General features: G+C 68.0%; 29 protein-coding genes. 20 read left to right on the forward strand and 9 right to left on the reverse strand.

The genetic code is table 11. The features are described 5' to 3' along the window. Positions 1-215 precede the first annotated feature (215 nt). From ABE85_RS22960 to ABE85_RS22975, 4 genes are read left to right on the forward strand one after another with little or no spacing between them, the layout of a single operon-like run. The gene (locus tag ABE85_RS22960; RefSeq protein ID WP_067280276.1) at positions 216-1,160 is read left to right on the forward strand and encodes a TauD/TfdA family dioxygenase; all 945 of its coding nucleotides are present in this window, start codon (positions 216-218) and stop codon (positions 1,158-1,160) included. After that, complete coding sequence (locus ABE85_RS22965) at positions 1,157-2,179, forward strand: ABC transporter substrate-binding protein (protein WP_067280279.1); 1,023 nt, start codon at positions 1,157-1,159, stop codon at positions 2,177-2,179. Before ABE85_RS22960 ends, ABE85_RS22965 begins: the two co-directional genes overlap by 4 nt. Positions 2,180-2,181: 2 nt before the next feature. After that, on the forward strand, positions 2,182-3,075 hold the full coding sequence (locus tag ABE85_RS22970; RefSeq protein ID WP_082938874.1) for an ABC transporter ATP-binding protein: 894 nt from the start codon (positions 2,182-2,184) through the stop codon (positions 3,073-3,075). A gap of 10 nt (positions 3,076-3,085) precedes the next feature. After that, positions 3,086-3,976, forward strand: a complete 891-nt coding sequence (locus tag ABE85_RS22975; protein ID WP_067280282.1) for an ABC transporter permease — start codon at positions 3,086-3,088, stop codon at positions 3,974-3,976. 23 nt (positions 3,977-3,999) lie between these two features. Here ABE85_RS22975 and ABE85_RS22980 read toward each other — a convergent pair whose 3' ends face one another. The 4 genes from ABE85_RS22980 to ABE85_RS22995 form a co-directional block, all read right to left on the reverse strand. Beyond that, a complete protein-coding gene (locus tag ABE85_RS22980; RefSeq protein WP_231993163.1) occupies positions 4,000-4,203 on the reverse strand; it encodes a type II toxin-antitoxin system VapB family antitoxin in 204 nt (67 codons plus the stop codon). A gap of 111 nt (positions 4,204-4,314) precedes the next feature. Then, positions 4,315-5,109 carry an amino acid ABC transporter permease gene (locus ABE85_RS22985; protein WP_157522806.1) on the reverse strand — a complete coding sequence of 265 codons (795 nt, stop codon included), beginning with the start codon at positions 5,107-5,109 and terminating at the stop codon, positions 4,315-4,317. A 30-nt stretch (positions 5,110-5,139) separates the two neighbouring features. After that, positions 5,140-5,841: an amino acid ABC transporter permease gene (locus ABE85_RS22990; RefSeq protein WP_067280288.1), complete on the reverse strand. Its 702-nt coding sequence runs from the start codon at positions 5,839-5,841 to the stop codon at positions 5,140-5,142. Between the two features lie 94 nt (positions 5,842-5,935). Beyond that, positions 5,936-6,772: an ABC transporter substrate-binding protein gene (locus tag ABE85_RS22995; RefSeq protein WP_067280291.1), complete on the reverse strand. Its 837-nt coding sequence runs from the start codon at positions 6,770-6,772 to the stop codon at positions 5,936-5,938. A gap of 206 nt (positions 6,773-6,978) precedes the next feature. Between ABE85_RS22995 and ABE85_RS23000 the strand changes: the two genes are divergently transcribed. The 6 genes from ABE85_RS23000 (at position 6,979) to ABE85_RS23025 (ending at position 13,232) form a co-directional block, all read left to right on the forward strand. After that, a complete protein-coding gene (locus tag ABE85_RS23000) occupies positions 6,979-8,001 on the forward strand; it encodes an isopenicillin N synthase family oxygenase (protein ID WP_067283384.1) in 1,023 nt (340 codons plus the stop codon). Between the two features lie 103 nt (positions 8,002-8,104). Next, positions 8,105-9,511, forward strand: coding sequence for a cystathionine beta-synthase (locus ABE85_RS23005; protein WP_067280295.1), 1,407 nt, complete (start codon positions 8,105-8,107; stop codon positions 9,509-9,511). After that, positions 9,508-10,728: a PLP-dependent aspartate aminotransferase family protein gene (locus tag ABE85_RS23010; protein ID WP_082938875.1), complete on the forward strand. Its 1,221-nt coding sequence runs from the start codon at positions 9,508-9,510 to the stop codon at positions 10,726-10,728. Before ABE85_RS23005 ends, ABE85_RS23010 begins: the two co-directional genes overlap by 4 nt. 300 nt (positions 10,729-11,028) lie before the next feature. Next, on the forward strand, positions 11,029-11,967 hold the full coding sequence (locus ABE85_RS23015) for a LysR family transcriptional regulator (protein WP_067280298.1): 939 nt from the start codon (positions 11,029-11,031) through the stop codon (positions 11,965-11,967). 107 nt (positions 11,968-12,074) lie between these two features. After that, the gene (locus ABE85_RS23020) at positions 12,075-12,788 is read left to right on the forward strand and encodes a Bax inhibitor-1/YccA family protein (protein ID WP_082938876.1); all 714 of its coding nucleotides are present in this window, start codon (positions 12,075-12,077) and stop codon (positions 12,786-12,788) included. A gap of 36 nt (positions 12,789-12,824) precedes the next feature. Further along, positions 12,825-13,232 (forward strand): hypothetical protein, encoded by a 408-nt coding sequence (locus ABE85_RS23025; protein WP_067280302.1) that lies wholly within the window; start codon positions 12,825-12,827, stop codon positions 13,230-13,232. 55 nt (positions 13,233-13,287) lie between these two features. On the opposite strand, the gene ABE85_RS23030 is transcribed toward ABE85_RS23025, so the two are convergent. Next, positions 13,288-13,848, reverse strand: a complete 561-nt coding sequence (locus tag ABE85_RS23030; RefSeq protein ID WP_067280305.1) for a GNAT family N-acetyltransferase — start codon at positions 13,846-13,848, stop codon at positions 13,288-13,290. A 60-nt stretch (positions 13,849-13,908) separates the two neighbouring features. Further along, on the reverse strand, positions 13,909-14,964 hold the full coding sequence (locus ABE85_RS23035; protein ID WP_067280308.1) for a Gfo/Idh/MocA family protein: 1,056 nt from the start codon (positions 14,962-14,964) through the stop codon (positions 13,909-13,911). Positions 14,965-15,156: 192 nt separating this feature from the next. Here ABE85_RS23035 and ABE85_RS23040 point away from each other — a divergent pair, with 192 nt between their 5' ends. The 3 genes from ABE85_RS23040 to ABE85_RS23050 all read left to right on the forward strand — a co-directional run bounded on the left by ABE85_RS23040 (position 15,157) and on the right by ABE85_RS23050 (position 18,376). Further along, positions 15,157-17,379: a M3 family metallopeptidase gene (locus ABE85_RS23040; RefSeq protein ID WP_082938877.1), complete on the forward strand. Its 2,223-nt coding sequence runs from the start codon at positions 15,157-15,159 to the stop codon at positions 17,377-17,379. Between the two features lie 140 nt (positions 17,380-17,519). Then, the gene (locus tag ABE85_RS23045; protein WP_157522809.1) at positions 17,520-18,185 is read left to right on the forward strand and encodes a hypothetical protein; all 666 of its coding nucleotides are present in this window, start codon (positions 17,520-17,522) and stop codon (positions 18,183-18,185) included. Continuing rightward, positions 18,182-18,376 carry a hypothetical protein gene (locus tag ABE85_RS23050; protein WP_067280321.1) on the forward strand — a complete coding sequence of 65 codons (195 nt, stop codon included), beginning with the start codon at positions 18,182-18,184 and terminating at the stop codon, positions 18,374-18,376. Before ABE85_RS23045 ends, ABE85_RS23050 begins: the two co-directional genes overlap by 4 nt. A gap of 21 nt (positions 18,377-18,397) precedes the next feature. On the opposite strand, the gene ABE85_RS23055 is transcribed toward ABE85_RS23050, so the two are convergent. Together ABE85_RS23055 and ABE85_RS23060 are read right to left on the reverse strand one after the other, a co-directional pair. Continuing rightward, complete coding sequence (locus ABE85_RS23055) at positions 18,398-19,033, reverse strand: DUF2242 domain-containing protein (RefSeq protein WP_231993164.1); 636 nt, start codon at positions 19,031-19,033, stop codon at positions 18,398-18,400. 93 nt (positions 19,034-19,126) lie between these two features. Continuing rightward, complete coding sequence (locus tag ABE85_RS23060; RefSeq protein ID WP_067280325.1) at positions 19,127-19,474, reverse strand: hypothetical protein; 348 nt, start codon at positions 19,472-19,474, stop codon at positions 19,127-19,129. 230 nt (positions 19,475-19,704) lie between these two features. Here ABE85_RS23060 and ABE85_RS23065 point away from each other — a divergent pair, with 230 nt between their 5' ends. The 3 genes from ABE85_RS23065 (at position 19,705) to ABE85_RS23075 (ending at position 20,836) form a co-directional block, all read left to right on the forward strand. Continuing rightward, on the forward strand, positions 19,705-19,899 hold the full coding sequence (locus ABE85_RS23065) for a hypothetical protein (RefSeq protein ID WP_067280328.1): 195 nt from the start codon (positions 19,705-19,707) through the stop codon (positions 19,897-19,899). Positions 19,900-19,936: 37 nt separating this feature from the next. After that, entirely contained in the window at positions 19,937-20,251 is a 315-nt protein-coding gene (locus ABE85_RS23070) for a BON domain-containing protein (RefSeq protein ID WP_231993337.1), read from the forward strand. Positions 20,252-20,395: 144 nt separating this feature from the next. Next, complete coding sequence (locus ABE85_RS23075; protein ID WP_067280335.1) at positions 20,396-20,836, forward strand: response regulator; 441 nt, start codon at positions 20,396-20,398, stop codon at positions 20,834-20,836. On the opposite strand, the gene ABE85_RS23080 is transcribed toward ABE85_RS23075, so the two are convergent. Further along, entirely contained in the window at positions 20,814-21,446 is a 633-nt protein-coding gene (locus tag ABE85_RS23080) for a response regulator transcription factor (protein ID WP_067283393.1), read from the reverse strand. The genes ABE85_RS23075 and ABE85_RS23080 overlap by 23 nt on opposite strands. Positions 21,447-21,491: 45 nt before the next feature. Between ABE85_RS23080 and ABE85_RS23085 the strand changes: the two genes are divergently transcribed. From ABE85_RS23085 to ABE85_RS23100, 4 genes are all read left to right on the forward strand, one after another. Next, positions 21,492-22,982, forward strand: coding sequence for a CHASE3 domain-containing protein (locus ABE85_RS23085; protein WP_067280337.1), 1,491 nt, complete (start codon positions 21,492-21,494; stop codon positions 22,980-22,982). A gap of 187 nt (positions 22,983-23,169) precedes the next feature. Next, complete coding sequence (locus ABE85_RS23090; RefSeq protein ID WP_067280339.1) at positions 23,170-23,616, forward strand: BON domain-containing protein; 447 nt, start codon at positions 23,170-23,172, stop codon at positions 23,614-23,616. A gap of 233 nt (positions 23,617-23,849) precedes the next feature. After that, the gene (locus ABE85_RS23095; RefSeq protein ID WP_067280340.1) at positions 23,850-25,976 is read left to right on the forward strand and encodes an esterase-like activity of phytase family protein; all 2,127 of its coding nucleotides are present in this window, start codon (positions 23,850-23,852) and stop codon (positions 25,974-25,976) included. Between the two features lie 99 nt (positions 25,977-26,075). Continuing rightward, entirely contained in the window at positions 26,076-26,531 is a 456-nt protein-coding gene (locus ABE85_RS23100; RefSeq protein ID WP_067280343.1) for a universal stress protein, read from the forward strand. Positions 26,532-26,650 lie beyond the last annotated feature (119 nt).

Below are 26,650 nucleotides of genomic sequence, written 5' to 3' on the forward strand. Positions count from 1 at the left end.
GGGAAGGGCATCACTATACGCATGCACTTGTAAACGAATTGCAAACGGGTTATTCGGCCGAGTGACGCCTGGCATCTAGGGATTGCGCCGTTTCCGCCCATCGGGGCGATTCTTGGATCGGACCGGGTCGGAGGCCTCCGTTATTCGGTTTCCGCGCTTGGACATGCCGTCAGCTTCGTTCCGGCGAGGAGAGACGATGCCTAGAGTCGGCGACCATGACAGCCCTCGCCCCGCCCCTTTCCACCGCGGTTCCGGCCCACGCGTCCGTCCCTGCGACGTCCCCGGCGTTCGCCGACGCGCCGTCGCAGCACTTCGAGATCAACGCCTTCGATGAACCGCTGGGCGCCGAGGTCGTGGGGCTGGACCTGACGAAGCCGCTGAATGACGCCGATTTCGCACGCCTGCATCGCGCGCATCTGGACCACCACGTGCTGGTGTTCCGCGACCAGCGCATCACGCCGGCAGAGCACATCGCGTTCAGCCGTCGCTGGGGCCCGCTGCAGATCCACGTGCTGCGCAACTTCCAGCTGGCGGGCCACCCCGAGATCCTGCAGGTCTCCAATGTTCGCGACGCGCAGGGCCAACCCGTCGGACTGGGCGATGCCGGTCAGTACTGGCACTCGGATCTCTCGTACAAGGAACGTCCCAGCCTGGGCTCGCTGCTGCACGCGCAGGAGCTGCCCTCGGAAGGCGGCGACACGCTGTTCGCCAACCAGCATCACGCCTACGACGGGCTGCCGCTCGCGCTGAAGACGGCGATCGCCGGCAAGCGTGCGGAGCACAGCTACCTCGCGAAGTACGAGGAGCTGCGCGCACGCAACCCGTGGCGTCCGAAGCTGACCCCGGAGCAGATCGCCGAAGTGAAGCCCGCGTCGCAGCCGATCGTGCGCACGCATCCGGAGACGGGGCGTCGAGCGCTTTTCGTCAGCGAGCACTTCACGACGCGCGTCCTCGATGTGCCCGAGGACGAAAGCCGCGACCTGCTCGCCCAGCTCTTCGAGCACAGCAGCCGCAAGAGCATCGTATATCGCCACCAGTGGCTGCCTCACGACCTGGTGTTCTGGGACAACCGCTCGCTGCTTCACCTCGCGACCGGCTGCCCGGATCACCTGCGCCGACACCTCTATCGCACCACCATCGAAGGCGATCTTCCCGCATGAAACCCCTCCGACCCGCTTTCCTGAAATCCCTGCTCACGGGCGCGCTGGCGGCCGGGCTGTCGTTATCGGCGCTCTCCGCGCACGCGGAAGGCAAGATCCGCATCGCCGAGCAGTTCGGCATCGTCTACCTGCTGCTGAACGTCGCGCAGGACCAGCAGCTGATCGAGAAGCACGGCAAGGCCGCGGGCGTCGACATCCAGGTGGAGCGCGTGCAGCTCTCCGGCGGCCCGGCGATCAACGAGGCGCTGCTGTCCGGCAGCATCGACATCGCCGGCGCGGGCGTCGGTCCGCTGCTGACGCTGTGGGACAAGACGCAGGGCAGGCAGAACGTCCGGGGCATCGCGTCGCTGGGCAACTTCCCGTACTACCTGACCAGCAGCAATCCCGCCGTCAAGACCATCGACGACTTCGGCGACAAGGACCGCATCGCGCTGCCGGCGGTCGGCGTCTCGGTGCAGTCGCGCATCCTGCAGCTGGCCTCGGCCAAGCGCTGGGGCGATGCGCAGTTCAACAAGCTGGACCGGCTGCAGGTCGCGCTGCCGCACCCGGAAGCGACGGCGGCGCTGATCAAGGGCGGCACCGAGATCAACGCGCACTTCGGCAACCCGCCGTTCCAGGAACAAGGTTTGGCGGGCAACTCGAATGTCCACATCGTGCTGAACAGCTACGAGGTGCTGGGCGGGCCGGCGTCGGCGACGGTGCTGTACACGACGGAGAAGTTCCGGCGCGACAACCCGAAGACCTACAAGGCCTTCATCGGCGCGTTGGCCGAGGCGGCGGACTTCATCTCGAAGAACCCGGAGCGCTCGGCCGACATCTACATCAAGAACGAGAACTCGAAGGTGCCCAAGGAGCTGCTGCTCAAGGTGATCAAGAACCCGGAAGTGCAGTTCAAGATCACGCCGCAGAACACCTTCGCGCTGGCGACGTTCATGCATCGCATCGGCGCGATCAAGAACAAGCCGGCCTCGGCGAAGGATTACTTTTTCGACGACCCGCACAACGCGGCCGGCAGCTGAGCATGAGCGCGGTGCTGGAGCAGCTCGACCCGGTGCCCGCCTTCGAGGCTTGCGAGGCCTGCGAGGCGGGCCACGGCGGAGCGGGCGCGGCCCCGCAGGAGCGGCAGGCGCGCTTGCGGGTCGACGGCGTCAGCCTCGACTACAAGAACGATCGCGGCGTGGTGCGCGCGACGCATCGCGTCGGCTTCGACGTGCTGCCGTCGGAGCGCTTCGTGCTGCTGGGCGCGTCGGGCTGCGGGAAGTCCTCGCTGCTGAAGGCGGTCGGCGGTTTCGTCACGCCGGCGGAAGGACGCATCCTTGTCGACGGCCAGCCGGTGAACGGACCGGGACCGGACCGCATCGCGGTGTTCCAGGAATTCGACCAGCTGCCGCCGTGGAAGACGGTGCTCGAGAACGTGGCGTTCCCGCTGGTCGCGTCGGGCACCGCGTCGCGCAAGCAGGCGCTGGAGCGGGCGCGCGACTGGCTGTCGCGCGTGGGGCTCAGCGACTTCGCATCGGCGTATCCGCATCAGCTGTCCGGCGGGATGAAGCAGCGCGTCGCGATCGCGCGCGCGCTGGCGATGAAGCCGCGCGTGCTGCTGATGGACGAGCCGTTCGCGGCGCTCGACGCGCTGACGCGCCGGCGCATGCAGGACGAGCTGCTCGCGCTGTGGGAGCAGGAGCGCTTCACGCTGCTGTTCGTGACCCATTCGATCGAGGAAGCGCTGATCGTGGGGCATCGCGTGCTGGTGCTGTCGCCGCATCCGGGACGGGTGCGGGCGGAGCTGAACGCGCAAGGCCTGACACCGGCGCAGCGCGCCGCGCAGGCGCAGCGCATCGAGCACCTGCTCTTCGGCGATGAGCCGATCGCGGAGTCGACGGCTGCGGCTGCCTCTGCCGCCGCGGCTCTGAATTGAGGATTCACCGATGACCGTCACCGTGCTGCCGACGCAGCGGCCGCTCGATCCGCCCCTGCGCGCCGAGCGCGAGGAAACGCTCGCCGACTATGTGCCTGTGCAGGTGGCATCGATTCCGCTGTGGCGTCGCGCGCTCGATTCGAGCGCCTGGCGTCAGGCAGCATTACTGGCGTTGCTCGCCGCGCTCTGGGAAGTCGCCGCACGCGCTGCGGACAACGATCTGCTGTTCCCCTCGTTCGTCTCCGCGGCGCGGGCGCTGTGGGAAGGTTTGTACGGCGGCGAACTGCTCGTACGGGCGGGAATCTCGTTGAAGCTGCTGCTCCAGGGCTACGCGCTGGGGGTGGTGCTCGCGCTCGGGCTGACCGCGCTGGCGACTTCGTCGCGCTGGGGTCGGGACTTGCTGTCCAGCCTGACGGCGATGTTCAACCCGCTGCCGGCGATCGCCTTGCTGCCGCTGGCGCTGCTGTGGTTCGGACTGGGTTCGGGGAGTCTGATTTTCGTGCTCGTGCACGCGGTGCTGTGGCCGTTGGCCTTGGCGGCATCGGCGGGCTTCTCGTCCGTGCCGGAAACGCTGCGCATGGCGGGTCGCAACTACGGACTCACGGGACCGCGTTACGTCGCGCAGATCCTGCTGCCCGCAGCGCTGCCGTCGATCCTGTCGGGGCTGCGGGTGGGCTGGGCTTTCGCGTGGCGGACCCTGATCGCCGCCGAACTGTTCTTCGGCGCTTCCTCCGGCCAGGGCGGTCTGGGCTGGTACATCTTCCAGAACCGCAATGAATTGCAGACCGATCGGGTCTTCGCAGGCCTGGCCTTGGTGATCCTCATCGGATGGCTCGTCGAACGCCTCGTCTTCAGCACCATCGAGAAGGCGACGGTCACGCGGTGGGGCATGCAGCGGTGAGTTCGATCTAACGACCGTCATCCTCATTCCCAACCCTCCGGAACGTTCAGGGACGGACGGCGACGAGGAACATCGGGAATGTCGGGAGCGGTTCCTCCCATGTCGGCGAGCCTGAACTGAGCCTGGCGGGCGATGAATGCGCGGAGCGCCGCATTGATGAGATCGCGCTCCTCGACGGGCTGGTCGGCGACGGCGAGGGCGCGTTGGTAGAGAGCTTGATCGATCACAGTCTTCCTTTGCGGGATTTGCTTCGAGGCGTCATCACCGAAACCGCTTCAGTGATTCGACACACACCTCGGATCGCGAAGTCGCTAGGTTGATCTCATTGCCTTTCGCCGTCACTGACTGGTTCTTGTGTTCCTTGCCAGCGTGCTCACTGGATTCCGTAGTCCGCCTCGCATGAATGCGTAGAAGCGGTCGACCGCCGAGGGCGCGGTGACAGGTGTTGCGCGCTGTCGGTTGCTTCTGCGCTCCACTGCGTGCGCGAGGCGCGACAGCCCGAAGCACATCACGAAGTAGCACCCGGCCAGCATCCCGTAGACCGCCACCGGCTGCACCAGCACCTGCGCGTTGACCTGGCCGGCGATGAAGGACAGCTCCGACAGCCCGATGATCGTGCCCAGCGAGGTCTCCTTGATCGTCGACGCGAACTGGTTGACCAGCGAGGGCAGCATGTGGCGCAGCGCCTGCGGCAGCAGCACCAGCCGCAAGGACTGACCCCGCGACATGCCCAGCGCCTCGGCGGCCAGGCGCTGGCCGGACGGCAGCGACTGCAGCCCGGCGCGCACGATCTCGGCCAGGTAGGCGGCGTCGAAGATCACCAGTGCCGCCAGCATCGTGTTGAACTGGTCCGTCTTGTGCCCGGTCACCGCCGGCAGGAAAAAGTAGGCCCAGAAGATCACCATCAGCAGCGGTGTCCCACGCACGACGTAGACCAGCGCGGTCACCGGCCAGCGCAGCCAGGCGCGGCGGCTCACGCGAGCGACGCCGAGCAGCACGCCCAGCGGGAGCGCGAGCAGCAGCCCCAGCGCGGCCAGCACCACCGTCAGCGCGAGGCCGCCCAGCGGTCCGTTGGGGTACTGCCCCACCAGCACGTAGAGCCAGTAGGTGTCGATCATTTCGGCGATGCTCATCGCGAGGCGCTCCTCTTCGTCACGATCGCCTCAATGGCCGGCCGGTCGCACCGGATACCGCCGCTGGTACAGCACGCCCGCGCCGGTGATCAGCATCGACACGCCCAGGTAGGTCGCCGTCGCCATCGCGAAGGTCTCGAAGCCGCGGAAGGTCGCGGACTCCACGCGCTGCGCCTGATACATCAGCTCGGCGGCGCCGACCACCGTCGCGATGCTGGTGTTCTTCCAGAGATTCAGGGTCTGCGAGATCAAGGGCGGGACCGTCGCCCGCAGCGCCTGCGGCAGCACGACCCATCGCACCGAACCGGCGAAGCGCAGTCCCATCGACTTCGCCGCTTCCCATTGCCCCGGCGGCACCGACCGCAGCCCGGAGCGCACGTCCTCGGCCACGAACGCGGCCGTGTAGACCACCAGCGCGGCGAGTGCCGCCGCCGCCTCCACGTTGCCGGCGTAGAGCCAGGCCTTCACGCCGTCGGGCAGCAGCTCCGGCACCGCGAAGTACCAGAAGAGCATGTGCGCCAGCAGCGGCACGTTGCGCACGGCTTCGACGTAGGTCCAGGCCAGCGCACGCAGCGGCGGGAACGGCGCCAGCCTCGCCAGCGCGATGAGCGTGCCCAGCGGCAGCGCGATCACCAGCGCGAGCACCGTCAGCGTCAGCGACAGCCGCACGCCGGCCAGCAGCCAGTCGAGGAACTGCCCTTGCAGCAGCACCGAGAAATCGAGATGAGGCATGGAATCGACGCTTCCCGCAATAAACAACGCCCCGGCCTAGGCCGGGGCGTGCTCGCATCGGATGACAAGGTAGATCAGTTCATCTGGGTCGTGCTCAGCCCTCCACTTGGTCGCTATCGATCTTGAAACTGCGCGTCTGGAACTTCAGACGCGTAGACGGTCCGTACCACTTGTTGAACAGCTGCTCGGCGGTGCCGTTGGCCTCGAGCTCGCGCAGCGCGCCGTCCACTTGGGCCTTCAATTTCGTCTCGCCCTTGCGCAGGCCCAGCGCCAGCGGCTCGACGCTGAGGTTGGCCGACAGGATCTCGTACTGCGACGCCGTCGGGCCGAGCTTGGCGTACTGGTCGAGCAGCGACACCTCGTCGTTGACGAACGCCACGCCCTTGCCCTGCTGCAGCGCCTGGAAAGCCTGCGGACCGGTGTCGAAGGTGACGACGTCGACCGAGGGCACGGCCTTGCGGACGTTGGGCTCCTGCGTGCCGCCCTTGATGGTCACGACCTTCTTGCCGGCCAGCTGGTTCAGCGCCTTGATGCCGCTGTCCTTCTTCACCAGCACCTTCTGGCCGGTGACGAAGGTGGTCAGCGAGAAGTCGATCACCGCCTCGCGTTCCTTGTTGTGCGTCAGGCTCGCGGCCAGTACGTCCACGTGGCCCTGCTGCAGTTCGGGGATGCGCGCCGCGACCGCCAGCTGCTTCAGGCGCAGCTTCACGCCGAGCTTCTGCGCGACCGCCTTCGCCAGGTCGACCTCGTAGCCGACGATCTCGCGCGTCTTCGGATCGATGAAGCTGTTGGGCTCGTCGGTGCCGAGCACGCCCACCACGAGCTCGCCCTTCTTCTTGATGTCGTCCAGCTGGTCCGCATGGGCGATGCCCAGCATGGCGGCCGAGGTGGCGATCACGAGCAGGGCGCGGCGGGTCACGGTCAGGGTCATGGCGTCGGTGTCCTTTTCTTGAAGTCGGTGGAGCGTTGGAAACGTCGGGAGCGGTGGTTCGCGATGGACATCAGCTTAGGAATCCCGGCCTTCACGCGGAACGAACGGATGGGCATATGCATGCGCGGCTTTCGCACGTCCCCCTCCCCGTCGCGTTCTCCGCCCCCTTCATCGACGAGGTCGCGCGCTTGCGGCATGCTCAGGTCATGAGCCTCCTCCACGACCGCGTGCCCGTCATCGACATCTCCGGCCTGCACGACCCGGCGACGGGTGATCCCGCTTCGCCCGGCGGCCGTCTCGCGGCCGTGCAGATCGGTGAAGCCTGCCGCGCGCATGGCTTCTTCTACGTGAGCCATCACGGCGTCGATCCCGCGCTGATCGAGCGGCTCGACCGATCGGCACGTGTGTTCTTCGCGCTGCCCGAGGAAGAGAAGCGCCGCTGGCCGATGGCCGACGGCGGCCGCGCCTGGCGCGGCTACTTCAGCACCGGCGGCGAGCTGACCTCGGGCCGGCCGGACTGGAAGGAAGGGCTGTACCTCGGCGCCGAATTGCCGCCGGACGACCCGCGCGTGCTCGCCGGCACGCCGCTGCACGGCGCCAACCTCTGGCCCGACGTGCCGGGATTGAGGGACACGGTGCTTGAGTACCTCGCCGCCGTGACCGCGGTGGGCCAACGCGTGCTGGGCGGCATCGCGCTCAGCCTCGATCTGCCGCCGGCCTACTTCCTGACGCACGCCACTGCGGATCCGCTGGTGCTGCTGCGGCTCTTCAACTATCCCGCCGTGCCGGACGCCGCCGAAGTCGACGCGCCCTGGGGCGTCGGCGAGCACACCGACTACGGCCTGCTCACGCTGCTGTACCAGGACGACAGCGGCGGCCTCGAGGTCCATGGCCGTCGCGGCTGGATAGACGCGCCGCCCATGCCCGGCACCTTCGTCTGCAACATCGGCGACATGCTGGATCGCATGACCGCGGGGCTCTACCGCAGCACGCCGCATCGGGTGAAGCTCAATCGCGGCACGCGCGACCGGCTGTCGGTGCCGCTGTTCCTCGACCCGTCCTTCACCAGCCGTGTCCAGCCGATCCCCGGCCTCCCGCCGGCCGAGGACGACAGCGCGTCGCGCTGGGACGCCAGCAACCTCCACGTCTTCGCCGGCACCTACGGCGAGTACCTGATGGGCAAGGTCGGCAAGGTGTTCCCGGAGCTCGGCGCGTCGGTGCTGCCGTGACCGGCAGGGTGAAAGCGGTTAATCTTTTCTGTTCCGCCGCGCCCGGCACCACCCCCGCCGGCCGCGCAGCCCGACCATCCCACCAGGATCACAAGGAGCGCCCATGAGTGCCAAGGAGACCTCTTCCACCCCCGCGCAGCAGCCGCCCGAGCGCCCTGCCGTGCTGGACCTGATCGGCAACACGCCGCTGGTCCCCGTGCACCGGCTCGACACCGGCCCCTGCCAGCTGTTCCTGAAGCTCGAATCGCAGAACCCCGGCGGCTCGATCAAGGACCGCATCGGCCTGTCGATGATCGAGGCCGCCGAGCGCGACGGCCTGCTGCCGCCCGGCGGCACCGTCGTCGAGGCGACCGCGGGCAACACCGGTCTCGGACTCGCGCTGGTCGCGCGCGCCAAGGGCTACCGCGTCGTGCTCGTCGTGCCGGACAAGATGTCCGCCGAGAAGGTGCTGCAGCTGAAGGCGCTGGGCGCCGAGGTCCACATCACGCGCTCCGACGTGGGCAAGGGCCACCCCGACTACTACCAGGACCGCGCCGCGCGTCTGGTCCAGGACATCCCCGGCGCCTGGTACGCCGACCAGTTCAACAACCCCAACAACCCGCTCGCCCACGAGACCACGACCGGTCCGGAGATCTGGCAGCAGGTCGGCCACCGCATCGACGCGCTGGTCTGCGGCGTCGGCTCCGGCGGCACGATCACCGGGCTGTCGCGCTTCTTCGCGAAGGTGCGTCCGGGGCTGGACGTCGTGCTCGCCGATCCGGCCGGTTCCATCCTCAAGGACTTCATCGAGACCGGCAGCTTCGGCGAGGCCGGCTCCTGGGCCGTCGAAGGCATCGGCGAGGACTTCATCCCGCCCATCGCCGACCTGAGCGGCGTGCGCCACGCCTACTCGATCACCGACGAGGAGAGCTTCGCCACCGCGCGCGACCTGTACCGCGCCGAGGGCATCCTGGCCGGTTCCTCGACCGGCACGCTGCTGGCCGCGGCGCTGAAGTACTGCCGCGCGCAGACCACGCCCAAGCGCGTGGTCACGCTGGTCTGCGACACCGGCACCCGCTACCTGTCCAAGGTCTACAACGACCCGTGGATGTTCGACCAGGGCCTGCTCAAACGCGCCACCAAGGGCGACCTGCGCGACCTGATCGCGCGCCTGCCCGAGGACGGCGCCGTCATCAGCGTCAGCCCCGAGGACACGCTGGCCACGGCCTTCTCGCGCATGCGCCAGGCCGAGGTCTCGCAGCTGCCGGTGCTCAAGGACGGCAAGCTGGTCGGCCTGCTCGACGAGTCCGACCTGCTCGCCCAGATGCACATGGACGCCCGCCACTTCAAGGACAGCGTGGACAGCGCGATGAGTCATGATGTGCAGACCCTGCCTCCCGGCGCGCCGCTGTCCGACCTGATCGCGCAGCTGCGCAAGGGCCTGGTGGCCGTGATCGCGGACGATCGCGGCTTCCACGGCCTCGTCACCCGTTTCGATCTCTTGAACCACCTGCGAAAGGGCTTGTCATGAGCCACCACAACGACAACGACAAAGACAACCAGCCGAATCAGCCGCTGCATGGCGCCGACCTGCGCTTCGACACGCGCGCGATCCACGGCGGCCAGCATCCCGATCCGACGACCGGCGCGGTGATGCCGCCGATCTACGCGACCTCGACCTACCGCCAGCAGAGCCCCGGCGTGCACCAGGGCTACGAGTACGGCCGCACGCACAACCCGACCCGCCAGGCCTATGAGCGCGCGATCGCCAGCCTGGAAGGCGGCGTGCAGGGCTACGCCTTCTCGTCGGGCCTGGCCGCGATGGCGACGATCCTGGACACGCTGGACGCCGGCTCGCACATCGTCGCGGGCGATGACCTCTACGGCGGCAGCTACCGCCTGTTCGAACGCGTGCGCAAGCGCAGCGCCGGCCTGCAGGTCACCTACGTCGACAGCAGCAAGCCGGAGAACGTCCGCGCCGCGCTGCGCCCCGAGACGAAGATGATCTGGATCGAGACGCCCAGCAACCCGCTGCTGACGCTGACCGACCTGGCCGCCGTCGCGAAGATCGCGCGCGAGCACGGCGCGCTGGCCATCGCCGACAACACCTTCGCCAGCCCCTGGTCGCAGCGTCCGCTGGAACTGGGCTTCGACGCGGTGATGCACTCGGCCACCAAGTACCTGAACGGCCACAGCGACGTGATCTCCGGCGTGGTGGTGGTCGGCGGCGAGCAACGTCAGGCCGCGCTGCGCGAGCAGCTCGAGTTCCTGCACAACGCCGTCGGCTCGATCGCCGGCCCGTTCGACAGCTTCCTCGCGCTGCGCGGGCTGAAGACGCTGGCGCTGCGCATGGCGCGTCACAACGAGAGCGCGCTGGAACTCGCCGGCTGGCTGGAGGCGCAGCCCAAGGTGCGCCGCGTCTACTACCCGGGCCTGGAGAGCCATCCGCAGCTCGCGCTGGCCAAGCGCCAGATGCGCGGCGGCGGCGGGATGATCAGCATCCAGCTCGACACCGACCTGGCCGGCGCGCGCCGCTTCCTGGAGCGGGTGCAGATCTTCTCGCTGGCGGAAAGCCTGGGCGGCGTCGAAAGCCTGATCTCGCTGCCCGCGCTGATGACGCATGCGTCGATCCCGGTCGAGACGCGCAACCGGCTCGGCATCACCGATTCGCTGGTGCGGATCTCCGCCGGCATCGAGGACATCGAGGACCTGCGCGACGACTTGAAGGCGGGTCTCGCCGCCATCTGACGACGTCCCAGGGATGACGCCGCGGACGCCATCGTCTGCGGACCCATGAACGCGCCGGGGCCGGGAGGCCTTCGGCGCGTTCTGCTTTTCCGAACCGCAGTCCGCACAAGAAACGAAGTAAGACGTGAAGAATGCGTGAAGATATGCGCGTCAACCGCGCGCTGAACTGGACCGCCAGGGGCATGGACTCCACCTGACCGGTCCGACGTGCTGTCGGAAAAACCTTCGCTTGAATCGTCTTAACTTCCGTTTAAGCGAAGTTCGTTATCATTCCGGTTCGTCTTTTTCGGAGGCCCCGCCATGTCCACCCTCAACTACCGTCACCTCCACTACTTCTGGGTCGTCGCCAAGGAGGGCGGCTTCGCCCGGGCGGCCGACCGCCTGGGCATGGCCGTGCAGACGATCAGCGCGCAGGTGCGGGAGCTGGAGCGGTCGCTGGGCCACCAGTTGCTCAAGCCCGAGGGCCGCGGCCTCGTGCTGACCGAGGCCGGCCAGGCCGCCTTCGCCAGAGCCGAGGAGATCTTCCAGATCGGCCAGATGGTGCCGAACGAGGTCCACGAGGCGGCCACGCAGCGCGTGCAGCGGCTGTCGGTGGGCCTGTCGGACGGACTGTCGAAGCTGGCCGCGCACGCGCTGCTCGCGCCGGTGCTGGACACCCCGCAGCTGCGCCTCGTCTGCCATGAAGGCGAGGTCGACCAGCTGATCGGCGAACTCGCGCTGCATCACCTGGACCTGGTGCTCACCGACCAGCCCGCCCCCGTCAATCCGACGCTGCGCATCACCAGCCAGCTGCTGGCGAGCACGACGGTCGACTGGTACGGCCCGGCCGAGCTGATCGAGCGCGCCCGCCGCGCGCCGAACAAGGGCTTCCCGTACGTGCTGGAGACGCTGCCGGTGCTGCTGCCGACCCGCCACGCCTCGCTGCGCTCGGGCCTGGAGCGCTGGTTCGAACAGCACCACATCCGCCCGCAGATCGTGGGCGAGTTCGAGGACAGCGCGCTGATGAGCGTCTTCGCCGCCCGCGGCCTGGGCGTGTTCCCGGTCAGCCGTCTGGGCGCCGACGACCTCTCGCTGATGGCCGGCCTGCACCTGCTGGGGCAGACCGAGGTGGTCGAAGACGTCCACGCGATCTACTCGCGCCGCGGTCAGAACCACCCCCTGGTGGCCAAGCTGCTGGAGCGTCGCGGTACCCCGATCAACCTCAACGAGCTGGAGACGGAAATTGCTTCAGCAAAATGAGCAATAAGCAGGTTTATTCGATGTCATGACCGCGTTAAGGTCGGTCCCCAAACGCGTGTGATCACGCTTCACGTCCAACGGCTCCCTCGGAGCCAAGGAGAACCCTCATGAGCGACTTCCAACGACAGCCGGCGTCCCCGTCGGCCTGGACGCCCGCCACCGCGAACGGCGGCGATTCGGTCTTCACCCAGCGCGCCGACGTGGCGCGCGTGCTGCGCAACACCTACGCGCTGCTGTCGATGACGCTGCTGTTCAGCGGCGCCGTCGCGGCTGCGGCGGTCGCGTACAACCTGCCCGCGCCGGGCATGATCATCACGCTGATCGGCTACTTCGGCCTGCTGTTCGCGATCCACAAGACGCAGAACAGCGCAGCCTCGGTGCCGTTCGTGTTCGCGCTGACCGGCTTCATGGGCTACACGCTGGGGCCCTTGCTCGGCGCGATCCTGAAGATGGCGGGCGGCGCCAGCATCATCGCCATGGCGATGGGCACGACGGGCGCGACCTTCCTGGTGCTGTCGGCCTACGTGCTGGCGACCAAGAAGGACTTCAGCTTCATGGGCGGCTTCCTGTTCGCCGGCATGATCATCGCGATCCTGGCATCGCTGGCCAACCTGTTCTTCCAGCTGCCGATGCTGTCGGTGGTGGTCTCGGGCGTCGTCGCGCTGCTGTCGGCCGGCATGATCCTGTTCCACACCAGCATGATCGTGAACGGCGGCGAGCGGAACTACGTGATGGCCACGGTCAGCCTGTTCGTGTCGCTGTTCAACCTGTTCACCAGCCTGCTGAGCATCTTCGGCTTCGCCGGTTCCAGCGACGATTGAACGGATAGGTCCTGACCGACTGAGGCGAGGCACACGATGAAGACCTTCCTGTGGTCCGTGACCGGGTTGTTCGCACTCCTGTGGAGTGGACTGGCCTGGGCCACGGCGGGTCTGGTGCGCTGGACGGTGGAGGCCCTCTCCACCGGCCGCGCGGCCGAGCTCGGCAAGAGCGCGGTGGAGTTCAAGTTCCCCGCGTGGGTCGAGCCCTTCCTCGACACCGGCCTGCTCGAGGCCGTGCAAGGCGTCGTGCAATGGCTGCTGGAAATGGCCGGCACCGGCGCGCCGATGGCGGGCACGGCGATCGGCTGGCTGGTCCCGGTGGTCTGGGTGACCTGGGCCTTCGGGCTGACCGTGCTGATCGTGATCGCGCTGGTGATCAATCACCTGATCAAGCGCCTGCCGAGCGCCGGCACGACCGGACCCCGCGCGGCAGCACTGCGCTGAACCGGGCAGGCGATACCGACCAGACGACGAGGCGCCCAAGGGCGCCTCTTCTGTTTCAGGCGCCCGCGGGCAGGGCGACGATGAAGCGGTAGAGGCAGCACTCGTCCCCGTGGAGGGTGCGGATCTCGCGGGAGATGTCGCCGGCCGCCTGGCTGCGGATGACCCCCGGCCAGAACTGCACGGCCGGCGTGTTGGCCATCAGGTGGTAGACCTCCCAGCGACCCGGGAAGCGTGCCAGCACCTCGCCCGCCGCGCGCGCCGCCAGGCCGTGGCCGCGGTAGCCGCGCGCGAGGAAGAAGTAGCCCATGTTGTGGTCCGAGTCCGGCTGCTCGCATTCGCCGTCGACGACCGCGAAACCGGCGAGTTCATCGCCGACCCAGATCAGGAACGGATGCACGTCGTCCTGCGCCCAGTACGGCGCCTTGGGCCGCAACTGATACCGGCCCTCGTGCGCGAACGCCACCGGCGTCCACTCGCTCAGGTCGTAGTTGTAGAACTGCATGAGGTTCTCGATCCGCGGCAGGTCGTCGGGCGCGGCGCGCTCGATCCGCAGCGCCGGACTGTCCGGCAGCGGGACCGGGATCGAGTCGTCGAAGGCGGAAGGTCTTGTCTCCATCGTGTCTTTCTTCAGGCGCTTCTTTGGCGCTGTGATCGGACGCCCCGCGTGAGCGGGTGGTCAGCGGGGCGGCGGGAACTGCTCGTCGAAGGGAGATCTCACGCCCGCCAGCGCTCGGATGCGGTCCATCCAGCCGAGCACCGCGAGCGTCTCCGCGTGCGGCACGACCGGACTCTCGATCGCGCCGGCGCGCGCGCAGCGCATCGTCTCGCGGATCTCGTTCTCGAAGCCGTTGATCTCGAAGGGGCGCGCGATCGTCTCGCCGGCGAGGTTGCCGTTGCCGTGTGCCGGCAGCCACTGCGCGCGCGTCGCTTCCCAGAAGGTTTCCGGCAGCACGATCGCCCCCGCGCTGCCGAGGATGTGCATCGTGTTCGGCGCGAAGGTGTCGATGGCGCACTGGAACTGCGACGTCAGCCCGTCGCCGAAATCGAGGGTCACCGCCAGCCCCGCATCGACGCCGGTCGGCGCGAGCCGCGCCTTCACGGCGAGGTCCACCAGCGGCGGCACCCCGCCGAGCGCGTGCTGCAGCACCCAGCGCGTCGCGGTCAGGTTGTAGATGCCGACGTCGAGCAGCGCGCCGCCCGCCAGCGCGGGGCTGAAGATGCGGCTGTCCGGGTCGTAGGGCGCGGGGAAGCAGAAGCTCGACTGCATGCCGCGCAGCGCGCCGAGGCGCCCTTCCCGCAGCCATGCCGCGAGGTCCTGGTACAGCGGCAGGAAACGCGTCCACACGGCTTCCATCAGGAAAGCGCGGTGCGTTCGCGAGGCCTCGACCAGACGCCGGCCCATCTCCTGGTTCGGCACCAGCGACTTCTCGCAGAGCACAGCCTTGCCGGCCTGGAGAGCGGCCAGGACGTACTCGTAATGCTGGCCGTGCGGCGTGGCGACATAGACGCCGTCCACGGCGGGATCGCTCATCACCGCGGCGGGATCGGTGTGGGCAAGGACGGCGGGTTCGCCGCGCTGCGACCAGCGCTCGGCGAACTGCTGCGCGCGATGCGCGTCGCGGCCGCAGACGGCGTGGAGACGGCAGCCGTCGAGCTGCGCAACGGCGTCGGCGAAACGGTGGGCGATCGAGCCGGGGCCGATCACGGCCCAGTGGAAGGTGCGTTCGGACATGTGCGGTGATGCTAAACGGGCGGACCCGTCGCGGACGGGCGGCGGACGCGGATCGCGGGGCCCTCAGGGTTGTCCCGGGGCGGGTTCTCCACGGGGCGGACGGCGCCCATGGCCTTCGGTTTCGCCGGGGCCATCGGCTAAGGTGGCGGACTCGCACAACACGAACGCCCGCCCACAAGACGGGTCGCCCCCATGAGGATTCCCTTCGTCCTGGCCGCTACCGTGGCCCTTGCTGCCCCCGTGATGGCCCAGACGGCCGCGCCCGTTGCGCCCGCCGTTTCCACCAGCGCGACCGCAGCCAACGCGGCGCCTGTCTCAAACCTGCTGCTCGCGCCGAGCACGCTGCCGCTGCAGTACCCGCCCTTCGACAAGATCCGCGATGCCGACATCGGCCCCGCGATCGACCAGGGCATGACCGAGCAACTCGCCGAGGTCGCCGCGATCGCCGACAACCCGTCGGCACCGACTTTCGACAACACCATCGTCGCGCTGGAGCGCGGCGGCCGCACGCTGGGCAGAGCGACCACGCTGCTGATGAGCCTGACCGGCGCCGATGCCAACCCCGCGCGTCTGAAGCTGCAGGCCGACTACGCGACGAAGCTGGCCGCGCACCGCGATGCGATCCAGCTGAACCCGGTGCTGTTCGCGCGCATCGAGTCGCTGTACCAGCGCCGCGCGTCGCTCGGCCTGGGCGCGCAGGAGCAGCGCCTGATCGAGCGCCAGTACAACCAGTTCCTGCGCGCCGGCGCCAAGCTGGACGAGGACGGCAAGGCCCGCATGAAGGCCATCAACGCCGAGATGGCACAACTGGGCGCGCGCTTCAACCAGAACGTGCTGGCGGAGGTGAACGATTCCGCCGTGACCGTCGACAGCGTCGACGAATTGAAGGGCCTGAGCGACGAGCAGATCTCCGCCGCCGCGTCGTCCGCGAAGGAACGCGGCCTGGAGGGCAAGTACCTGATCGCGCTGCTGAACACGACCGGCCAGCCGGTGCTGTCGCAGCTGGAGAACCGCGCGCTGCGCCAGCGCATCTACGAAGCCTCGGTGGTGCGCGGCTCGCGCGGCAACGCCTACGACAACACCGCGCTGGTGTCGCGCGTCGTGTCGCTGCGCGCCGAGCGCGCGAAGCTGCTCGGCTTCGCGACGCATGCGGACTTCGTGCTGAAGGACGAGACCGCCCGCAACCAGCAGGCCGTCAACGGCATGCTGCGCCAACTGGCGCCGGCGGCGGTCGGTGCCGCGCGCCGTGAAGGCGCGGAACTGCAAGCCATCATCGATCGCGAGCAGAAGGCGAACAAGCAGCCGTCCTTCCAGCTCGCGGCCTGGGACTGGAGCTTCTACAGCGAGAAGCTGCGCGCCGAGAAGTACGGCTTCGACGAGTCGCAGCTCAAGCCCTACTTCGAGATGAAGAACGTGCTGGAGAACGGCGTGTTCTACGCGGCCGGACAGCTCTACGGCCTGAAGTTCAAGCAGCGCCACGACCTGCCGGTCTATCACCCGGACGTGCTGGTCTACGACGTGTTCAACGCGGACGGCTCGCAGCTGTCGATCTTCATCGCCGACATGTACGCGCGGCCGTCCAAGCGCGGTGGCGCGTGGATGAACGCCTACGTCGACCAGAGCGGGCTGATGAACCAGAAGCCGGTGGTGGCGAATCATCTCAACATCCCGAAACCCGCGGACGGCAAGCCGACGCTGCTGACCTGGGACGAGGTGACGACGATGTTCCACGAGTTCGGGCACGCGCTGCACGGCATGTTCTCGAACGTGAAGTACCCGAGCATGGCCGGCACCAAGGTGCCGCGCGACTTCGTCGAGTACCCGTCGCAGGTCAACGAGATGTGGGCGGACTGGCCGAGCGTGCTCGCCAACTACGCGAAGCACTACAAGACCGGCGAGCCGATGCCGCGCGCGCTGCTGGACAAGGTGCTGGCGGCCAAGCAGTTCAACCAGGGCTTCGCGACGACGGAGTACCTCAGCGCTGCGAGCCTGGACCAGCGCTGGCACCAGCTGCCGCTGGACCAGGTGCCCGAGGCCGACGGCGTGATGGCCTTCGAGGCCAAGGCGCTGCGCGAGGAAGGCTACGACTACGACGCGGTACCGCCGCGCTACCGCACGCCTTACTTCAGCCACATCATGGGCGGCTACGCGGCGGGCTACTACGCGTATGTCTGGTCCGAAGTGCTCGACGCCAACACGGTCCAGTGGTTCAAGGCCAACGGTGGCCTGAAGCGCGATCTGGGCGACGCGTTCCGCGCGAAGCTGCTGTCGCAAGGCGGCAGCCAGGATGCGCTGACCTTGTTCCGCGGCGTCGTCGGCCACGAGCCGCAGATCCAGCCGCTGCTGGAGCGCCGCGGCCTGGTCATTGAGAAGACCAAAACGGCCGGCAAGCCGCAGGCATCGACGCCACAGTAATTTGGGGGAGATAGCCCACCCGTAGGTGGGTTGTCACCTGTGATTCGTCAAAGGGCGCTCATCGAAGCGCCCTCTTTCGTTTCTGGCAGGAACTTCCCGCACCAGACTTTCCGCCATGTTGTCGTGGTGGAGCAGTGCGGATGGATGAGATTACGAAGCGGTGGTTTGATGTGTCGACGGTGGAAGTACGTCGGGCGGCGGAACTGGACGGATGGCGCTCAGACGACGAGTTGATTCGTCTGTCCGGTGCACCAAAGGGAAGCCGGCTTGAGGTTGCGCCAACGCCAACAGGCAGGATCCAATTGCGAGTCGTCAATCAAGATTTGCTTCTCGAGCCACTGGTCCGATTTGTGAGCCAGGAGGAAAGTGGAAATTACATCTTTGAGATTCACAATGCCGCCTTTGTTCTGCGGCCGGAGTTTCGTGGGCGGGGCATCGGTACGCGCAGCGTTTCGATCGAGCTCCTTGAGGCCAAGCGGCTCGGCAACTTTTCGAGGGTGACGGTCCATGCAGTTGGCGATCGCAGCAGCTTGGACGGACCCATGACAATGAACGGCTACTTCGTGTGGGCGCGCATGGGGTTCAACGCAGTTCTTCCGGAGGACTTGAAGGAGCATCCGTCGATGCCGCGGGCTGCTTCGGGAAGCTTGGACTTGAAGCAACTCCTCCGAAGCCCCGGGGGTGAGGAATTCTGGTTGCGCTTCGGGCGCAGCATGCATCTAGAGTTCTCACTGAAGGAACCGTCCGACTGCTGGGATCAATTCGAGCGCTACGCTCGCAGCCATAACATTGAGGTCACGCCATGAACCCCTGGGAAATCGCCGCGCGCGTATGCCGGCCCATGTCGACCGAAGAGGCGAGGCGTCTGACGCAACAGGAGTGTGGGTCTAAAGAATATGGCGATACCGACCCGTTGCTGGAGGCTGAGATCCAGGAAATGCTCGCTCGTATCAGGGTCGCCGAACGCGCAGAGCGCGAGCGCGCCGGCAAGTCTTGAGTGAGGCGACGGGCGCTGAACTCACCCGCCCGTCTTGTCCAGATCGCTCGTGTCCTCATTCCCCTGCTGCGTGATCAAGCGCTGCATCAACGCGAAGAACCGGTCGTAGAACTGCCCGGCGGGGATGGTTTCGGAGGCGACCTTGACCAGCGACTCCGTCGACGAGGACAGCGGCACCGAGATCGAGCCGATCGCGCTCACGCCCAGGCTGGTGGAATTCGCGCTGCGCTTGACGTTGTAGCGGTCCTGCAGCGCCGACACATACGCCGTCGCGAGCTTGCCGCTGCCGCCCTCCGGCACGCACACCACCGTGAAGCTGATCTCCACGTGCACCTCGCCCTCGGGCTGGAAGCGCTTCGTGCCCGAGATCGAATCCGGCAGCGCGATCCCGATCACGTAGCCCTGGCTCAGCAGCGCGCGCCGCGCCGCCTCGCAGGTGTCCTGCACGCTTGAATCGAACAGACGCGAGAAGGTCTCGTCCGACGAGAAGCGCTCGTTCTGGTACACGGAGTTCTTGCGCTCGGCACTCGTCCCGAAGGTGCCGCAGCCCGTCATCAACGTGGCGGCGAGCACGGCCACGGCGGACATCGCGAGCGGGCGGAACGAGGCGGAGAAAAAGGAAGAAGGGCGTCGGATCATCGTCGTCAGGCCGGTCATCGGCCAGCGACGGATTATCCGCGCCCTGTCTTAGAGCAGCTTGAGGAAGCCGCCCGGTGGCTGCGCAGCGCGTTCAGCGTGCGCGGCCCGCGTTCAATGCGTGGTCTGCGCGGTCAGGACCGTCTGCCATTCGCCGTCGACGCAGGCCGACAGGTGACGGGCGGAGCCCCGGCAACGCTGCCAGTGCTCGGTCGCTGCCGACAGCAGTGCCGGCCAGTACGGATGGTCGCCGGCGCAGCGGCTGCGAGGGATCACCAGGGCCAGCTCCTGAACATCCGCCCGGCCGTCAGCGTCGATATAGGACAGCTGCGCCTTGACCACCACCGTCAGCGGCGTGGAGAGCAGCAGCTCGGCGTTCACGCAATGGGAGGGACGGAAATCCGGATGGGCGGGAGCGGGTGCCAGGGCGGCGCTTCCAACGGCGGCGGTGAAGGTGTTCATCTTGTTCTCGTCTCAGGTCTCTTGTTCGATGCCTGCATCCTAAGAACAGCACCGTGACAACCCTGTGGGGGCCCCGCGCGACGCCTTGTAGGACAACGCCTCATTCCACCCGTCGGCATTGCCGTTTCCGCTTGTCCTACAAGACATCGCGGATGTGGACGACAGGGCGGACTGTTCGGGATACGTAGAGTCCATCTCAGCGCACCACGGGGTGCACAAGGAGCTGACAGATGGGCATCGCCGACCACCATTCCCTCGCCTTGCACGTTCATGAATTCGCCTGCCAGGTCCAATGGACCGCGCTCAGCGATCACGAACCGGTGCTGGGTCTGGAAGCGGCGCTTCCTTATCTGCTGGACCACGCCCCCGCCACGTTCGCCGAGCCGGCCCCTGCTGTCGTGTCGTCAGACCGCCACGCCGTTTGAGTCCGAGCCCTGTCATCAATCGAAGGAGATCAACATGATGATTCGTGCCACCGTTCTCGCCCTGGCCACTGCTGTGGGCGCCCTGACCCTGCTGCCCGGCTGTGCCGTGACCCGCGGTCAATCTTCCGTCGGCGAATACGTCGACGACGCCGCGGTCACCACCGCGGTGAAGTCCAAGTTCGTCGAGGCCAAGTCGGTCGACGCCAGCTCCATCCACGTGGAGACGCTGCAAGGCGAGGTGATGCTCTCGGGCTTCGCCAAGAACGCCAACGAGAAGGCCGACGCCGAACGCCTGGCGCGTGAAGTCAAGGGCGTGAAGCGCGTCAAGAACGAGATCGCGATCCGCAACTGATGCGCTGACGCGATTTCCCTGATCGTGTGTCCGAAGGCGGCCTGACCCACCGCCCCGGACGCACCGCGCGAACGGACGGTCTGCCCTGCAACCCGTCCGTTCGCGCGTACCCGTTTGTGGTTGCCAGCAGTTTCCGACCCCGCCATGGACGCTCAGCCCGCCAGCGCCGCCCTCACCTGTTTCCTCGTCGAGGACAACGCCGTCATCCGGGAGAACCTGGTGGCGACGCTCGAGGAGATGGTGGACCTGCGCGTCCTCGGCCATGCGGTCGACGAGAACGGCGCGCTGACCTGGCTGTCGCAGGACCATGCCGCCTGCGACCTGCTGATCATCGACATCTTCCTGGCGCAGGGGACGGGCCTGAACGTGCTGCGCGCCGCGAGCGAACGCATGCCCGGGGCGCGCCGCGTCGTGCTCAGCAACTACGCCACGCCGGACATGCGCCAGCGCTGCTTCGCGCTGGGCGCCGACAAGGTCTTCGACAAATCGGCCGAGCTGGAAGACCTGCTCGCCTACTGCGGCGGCCTGGCCGACGCGGCCAACCGCGACGCCGGCGATGCCGCTACTCGATCAGCCCGTTCTTGAGGGCGTAGTACGTCAGCTCGCTGTTGGTGTTGAGCGAGAGCTTCTCCAGCACGCGCGAGCGGTAGGTGGACACCGTCTTCACGCTCAGCGACATGCCGTCGGCGATGTGGCCGACGGTCTCGCCGCGCGCCAGGCGCAGGAAGACCTGCAGCTCGCGCTCGGACAGCGTGTCGTGCGCGGCCTGGTCGGCCGGCGAGCCGAGGCCCTCGGCCAGCAGTTCCGCCACGGCCGGCGTGATGTACTTGCGGCCGCGGAACACGGTGCGGATCGCCGTGGCGATCTCCTCGGGGTCGCATTCCTTGTTGAGGTAGCCGCTGGCGCCCTGGCGCAGCAGCGTGGTCGCGTAGTGCGTCTCCGGGAAGCCGCTGAGGATCAGCACCGGCAGTTCCGGCTTGCGGGCCTTGATGGCGGCCAGGGTCTCGACGCCGCTCTGGTCGGGCAGCGAGAGGTCCATCAGCATCACGTCGAGCTCGCCGGCGCGCACGAGGTCCAGCGCCTCGCGGCCCGATCCGGCTTCGCCGGTGACGCGCAGGTCGACTTGTTCGGAGAGGAATTGCCGCAGCCCGGCGCGGACAATCGCGTGGTCGTCGACGATGGCGATTCGGATCATGGTGGCGATGGTCAAGTGAGCGAAATCGCTCAGGGAGTGTAGAGGATGAGCCTGAAGGACACCGTCACGAACCTGGGTCGCAAGACCTGGGCCATGCCGCTGGGCGTGTTCGTGGCCCTGCTGATGATCCTGATCAGCGAGCTCGCCTACTTCGGCGCCGTCTCGCAGATGGACCGTCTGGACACGCTGGGCCGGGCCCGGATGGAACTGCTCCGGCTGATGGCCCGCGTGACCGACGCGGAGTCAGGGCAACGGGGATACCTGATCACCCGCCGCCCCGAATACCTGGACCCCTACCGCTTCGCCGCGGAGGACGCCTCGCAGGGCCTGAACTCCCTGCAGCGGATGTACGCGCAGGTCGGCGCCGAGGATGCCGAGCGCCGCAGCAAGGAGATCGCCGGGGCCGTCAGCGCCAAGCTCAGCGAGCTGCAGGAGGTCCTCAAGCTCTACGAGAACGGCCGCGAGACGGCCGGCCGCGAGCTCATGATGACCGACATCGGCCGCGACCAGATGGAGCAGATCCGGCGCCGTTCAGCCGAGCTGCTGACCGATGAGAACCGCCGCATCGCGCTGGGCACCGGCCAGGTCTACGACACGCTGATGCTGAGCCGCATCGGCGTGGCCGGCATGACGCTGCTGAGCCTGATCGTGTTCATGCTGTTCGTGCGCAAGAGCCGGGCGCTGGATGTGCAGCGCGCCGAGCAGGCGCAGGAGGTGCGGGCCGAGCGCGACCGGCTGGAGGTCGAGGTCTCCCGCCGCACCGCCGAGCTGACGCAGCTGGCCCGCCACCTGCAGACCGCCCGCGAGGATGAGCGCGCCCGGCTCGCCCGCGACCTGCACGACGAGCTCGGCGCGCTGCTGACGGCGGCCAAGCTCGACGTCGCGCGGCTGCGCCCCAAGCTGCAGGCCGGGGCGCCGGACCTGATGCAGCGCCTCAACCACCTGACCGAGACGCTCAACAGCGGCATCGCGCTCAAGCGCCGGATCATCGAGGACCTGCGCCCGTCGACGCTCGACCAGCTGGGCCTGGTGCCGGCGCTGGAGATCCTGTGCCGCGAGATGTCCGAGCGGCTCGGCGTGCCGATCGCGGTGGAACTCGAGCCGGCGGTGGAGCTGGTCCCGAGCGCGCAGCTGACCGTCTTCCGGCTGGTGCAGGAGGCGCTCACCAACACCGCCAAATACGCCCACGCGACGGCGGTCACCGTGTCGCTCAAGCGCGAGTACGCGCAGGCCTTGATCACCGTCACCGACAACGGCCAGGGCTTCGACCCGGCCCGTCTGGCGCTGGGCTCGCACGGACTGCTGGGGATGCGCTTCCGCGTCGAGGCCGAGCGCGGTCAGCTGCGGCTGCGCAGCGCGCCGGGGCAGGGCACGGAGGTCTGCGCCTGGCTGCCGCTCAAGCAGGGCGAGCGCGACGAGCCGGACATCCCGCGGATCGATTTCCCGATTCCCGGCATGACCGCCATGCCGGCACCGACCCCAGGTCCGACTGTCGCGGGAGAAGGCGGCCTGCCGCCGGTCGGCGGCGGTCTGTAGGCGCGCACCTACGGCGAGCCGGGACGCCGGGCGACCGGCGCTTCCGGCGGCAACCGACCCTGCGCCGACGGGGCAGTGTCTAGAGTGAAGTCATGGATCCGCGGCCACCCGCGGAATGTTTGCGGAACTTCCGCTTTGCCCGCGATGCACCGCGACAACCTGCGATGCATGGCGAAAGGAGCCTCCCATGACCCACGTTTCCCGCCCCACCGCCCTGTCCCTGCTGCTGCCCGCCGTGGTGGCCGCCGTTGCCCTGACCGCTTGCGGTCGTGAGGATGATGGTCGCACCGCCGGCCAGCGTCTGGACGACGGCATCTCCAAGATGGAACAGAAGTCCGAGGCCGCACGGCAGGACACCGCGCAGGCCATGGACAAGGCCGGCGCCAAGATGGAACGGGCCGCCGACAAGGCCGGTGCTGCCATCGACGATGCCCAGATCACCACGTCCATCAAGGCCTCGCTGGCCGGCGATCCCAAGCTGAGCGCGCTCGACGTCAAGGTCGAGACCGAAAAGGGCCATGTGACGCTGGACGGCACCGCGCCGGATCTGGCCGCGCGTGACCGCGCCGGCTCGATGGCCCTGGCCGCCAAGGGCGTCCAGTCGGTGAACAACCGGATCAAGGTCAACGGCTGACCCTCCTCTGCCGTCCGTTGACCGGAGCCCCGGTCCGCGTCCGATGACGCGGCGCCGGGGCTTTCTGCTTGACGATCGCCTGACTCAGGCCGGCCCCGCCCTCGGGGTTTCCCGCCTTCTTGTCGTATTCGTGTCGATTCGTGAAGCCGCTTAACAGCGGTGTCATCAGCGCTGCCTAGCGTGCCGCCCAGTCCCGCTCCGCGGGCTTGCGTGACCCACGAAAGAACGACGACATGAAGCACACGACCGCCTGCCCGAGCGCCGCCATCCGCCGCCTGGGGCTGCCGCTGATGACCTTGATCGCTGCTGCCGCGCTGAGCGCCTGCGGCGGGGACGACGACCAGCCCGCCGTGCCGACCATCCAGTCGCGCCTGGTCGACGCGCCGGTGGAGGGCGTCAGCTATGCGCTGACACCGAGCGGCACCAGCGGCAAGACGGGCGCGAATGGCGTCTTCACCTGCGCGACCGGCGACACGGTGAGCTTCACCGTCGGCGGCGTTGCGGTCGGCAGCGCGAAATGCGGCGAGACCATCTCCGTCGGCGACCTCGCCGGCACCTCGACCTTGACGGACGACAAGCTCGCCAACCGCCTGGTGTTCCTGCAGGCGCTGGACGAGGACGACGATCCCACCAACGGCATCAAGATCCCGGCGGCGGTGCATGACGCATTCGCCGGCAAGACGCTCGACTTCGCGGCCGCCGCGACCGACTTCGACAAGGCCATCGCCGCGCTGCTGCCGGCCGGTCAGAACGACGTCTACGGCCAGGCGTATGCTGGCCGCACGATGAACGCCAACCGCCGCGCCGCCGCCGTCGAGCATTACGAGTCGACGCTCGCCACGCTGCTGGGCAAGTCCGAGACGAGCAGCGTCACGCAAGCCACGGCCGGCGGCGCCGTCGCGATCACCAAGTTCCAGATCAAGGCCGCCGACAGCCAGTACGTGCCCTACGAGGGCAGCAATGCCGACGCGAAGAAGGACTTTCCCAAGGGCTTCTACCCGGCCGTCGGATCGGGCCTGGTCTACAAGGGCAAGAACGCGGCGGGCGCGCTGGAGTTCTGGGGCATCACCGACCGCGGCCCCAACGGCGACAGCCCGAACGCCCCGCGTCCGGACAACGGCGCCGTCGTCACGACGAAGATGTTCCCGGCGCCGAGCTTCTCGCCGTCGATCGGCGTGATCACGCTGGGCAAGGACGGGGCGGTCATCTCCGCGCTGAATCCGCTGAAGAACGCCGACGGCTCCGCCGTCACCGGCCGTCCGCTGCCCTTCGGCGCGGTCGGCAGCAGCGCCGAGGTGCCGCTGTCCGACACGCTGAAGTACGACGGCACCAAGGGCGCCTTCGACGCCAACGGCCTCGACAGCGAGACCCTGGTCTACGACGACGCCAACAAGGTGTTCTGGACCTCGGACGAGTACGGCCCGTTCATCGTCAAGATCGATGCCGCGACCTTCAAGATCATCAAGCGTTATGCGCCCGGCACCACCGCCGGAAGCCTGCCGGACGTGCTGAGGAACCGTCGCGCGAACCGCGGCATGGAAGGCCTGGCGATGGACGTCGCCGGCGGCAAGCTGCACGGCTTCCTGCAGAGCCCGATCGATCCCGTGGACAACGCCGGCAAGAGCGTCGAGGTCGTCGACAGCGCCGACATGGACCAGGACGGCAAGAACACCGACAAGGTCAAGGTCCGCGACTTCGCGCAGTTCGCGCGCTGGATCGAGTTCGACCCCAAGACCGAGACCTCGAAGCTGTACGCCTACCCGCTGAGCTACCCGCTCGCCGCCAAGGGCGAGAAGTGGGATCGCAACCGCACCGGCAGCGCCAAGCTGGGCGACCTCGTGTCGCTGGGCAACGGCAAGTTCATCGTGGTGGAGCAGGGCGCCGATTCGAACGGCGCGGTGCGCAACTTCCTGATGCTCGTCGAGGTGCCCGCCACGGCGACCGACATCGCCGCGATCGGCATCGAGCTCGAGAAGAACAGCATCGACGGCGTGACGACCTCGGCGGTGAGCTGGGCCAACGTCGTGAAGCTGAAGAAGACGGTGCTGCTCGACCTCAACGCCGCCGGCTGGAAGGCCGAGAAGGCCGAGGGCCTGGCCATCGTCGACGGCAGCACGCTGGCGCTGATCAACGACAACGACTTCGGTCTGAAGACGGTGCTGGTGGACGCGAAGGGCAAGCCGGTCGATGGCGATCCGACCGCCTGCACGGTCGACGTCAACGGCGTGATCGTCCAGGACGGCACCTGCGCGGCCGGCGCGGTCCTGTCGCGGGTGGCGCGCGGCAACGAGGTCGACCGCCTGACGCACCTGTGGCTGTTCAAGTTCCCGAAGGCGCTCAACACCTTCAGCGTGCAGTGAGCTCGCGCGGCGCAGGGCGCACGGGATTCCGTGCCGTCCTGCGCTCCGGTGGTTTCCGGGGCTAGCATCGACCCATCCCTATCCGATGGAGCGACGACCATGTACGCCAAGATCCTGGTGCCTGTCGACGGCAGCCCCACCTCCAACGCCGGTCTCGCGGAAGCGGTCCGGCTGGCCCGGCTCAGCGGCGGCGAGATCCGCCTGCTGCACGCGCTGGACCTGCAGGCCTTCGCGATGATGTCCAGCGCCGGGCTCGGCATCACGCCCGACAACTTCGAGCAGATCCGCGAGGGCGGTCAGAAGGTGCTCGCCGATGCGTCGGCCACCGTCGCCGCCGCCGGACTGCGCGTCTCCACGCAGCTCAGCGAGAGCCTCTCGTCCCGCGTCAGCGACCTCGTCGCCGAGGAGTGCAAGACCTGGGGGGCCGAGGTGGTCGTGCTCGGCACGCACGGTCGTCGGGGCCTGTCGCGCGCGCTGCTGGGCAGCGATGCCGAGCTGATCGTCCGCTACGCCGAGGTACCGGTCCTGCTGGTCCGCGGGCCGAAGGACAGCTGATACCGGGCATCGGCGACTTGCCGGCCACGCACTGGCCGCGCACTGGTGGCGCACTGGTGGCGCACTGGTGGCGCATCCACGGCGTGCGCAACGCCGGTCGCCAAGACGGGTCAACCCGA

Source organism: Mitsuaria sp. 7, assembly GCF_001653795.1.
Classification (GTDB): domain Bacteria; phylum Pseudomonadota; class Gammaproteobacteria; order Burkholderiales; family Burkholderiaceae_C; genus Roseateles.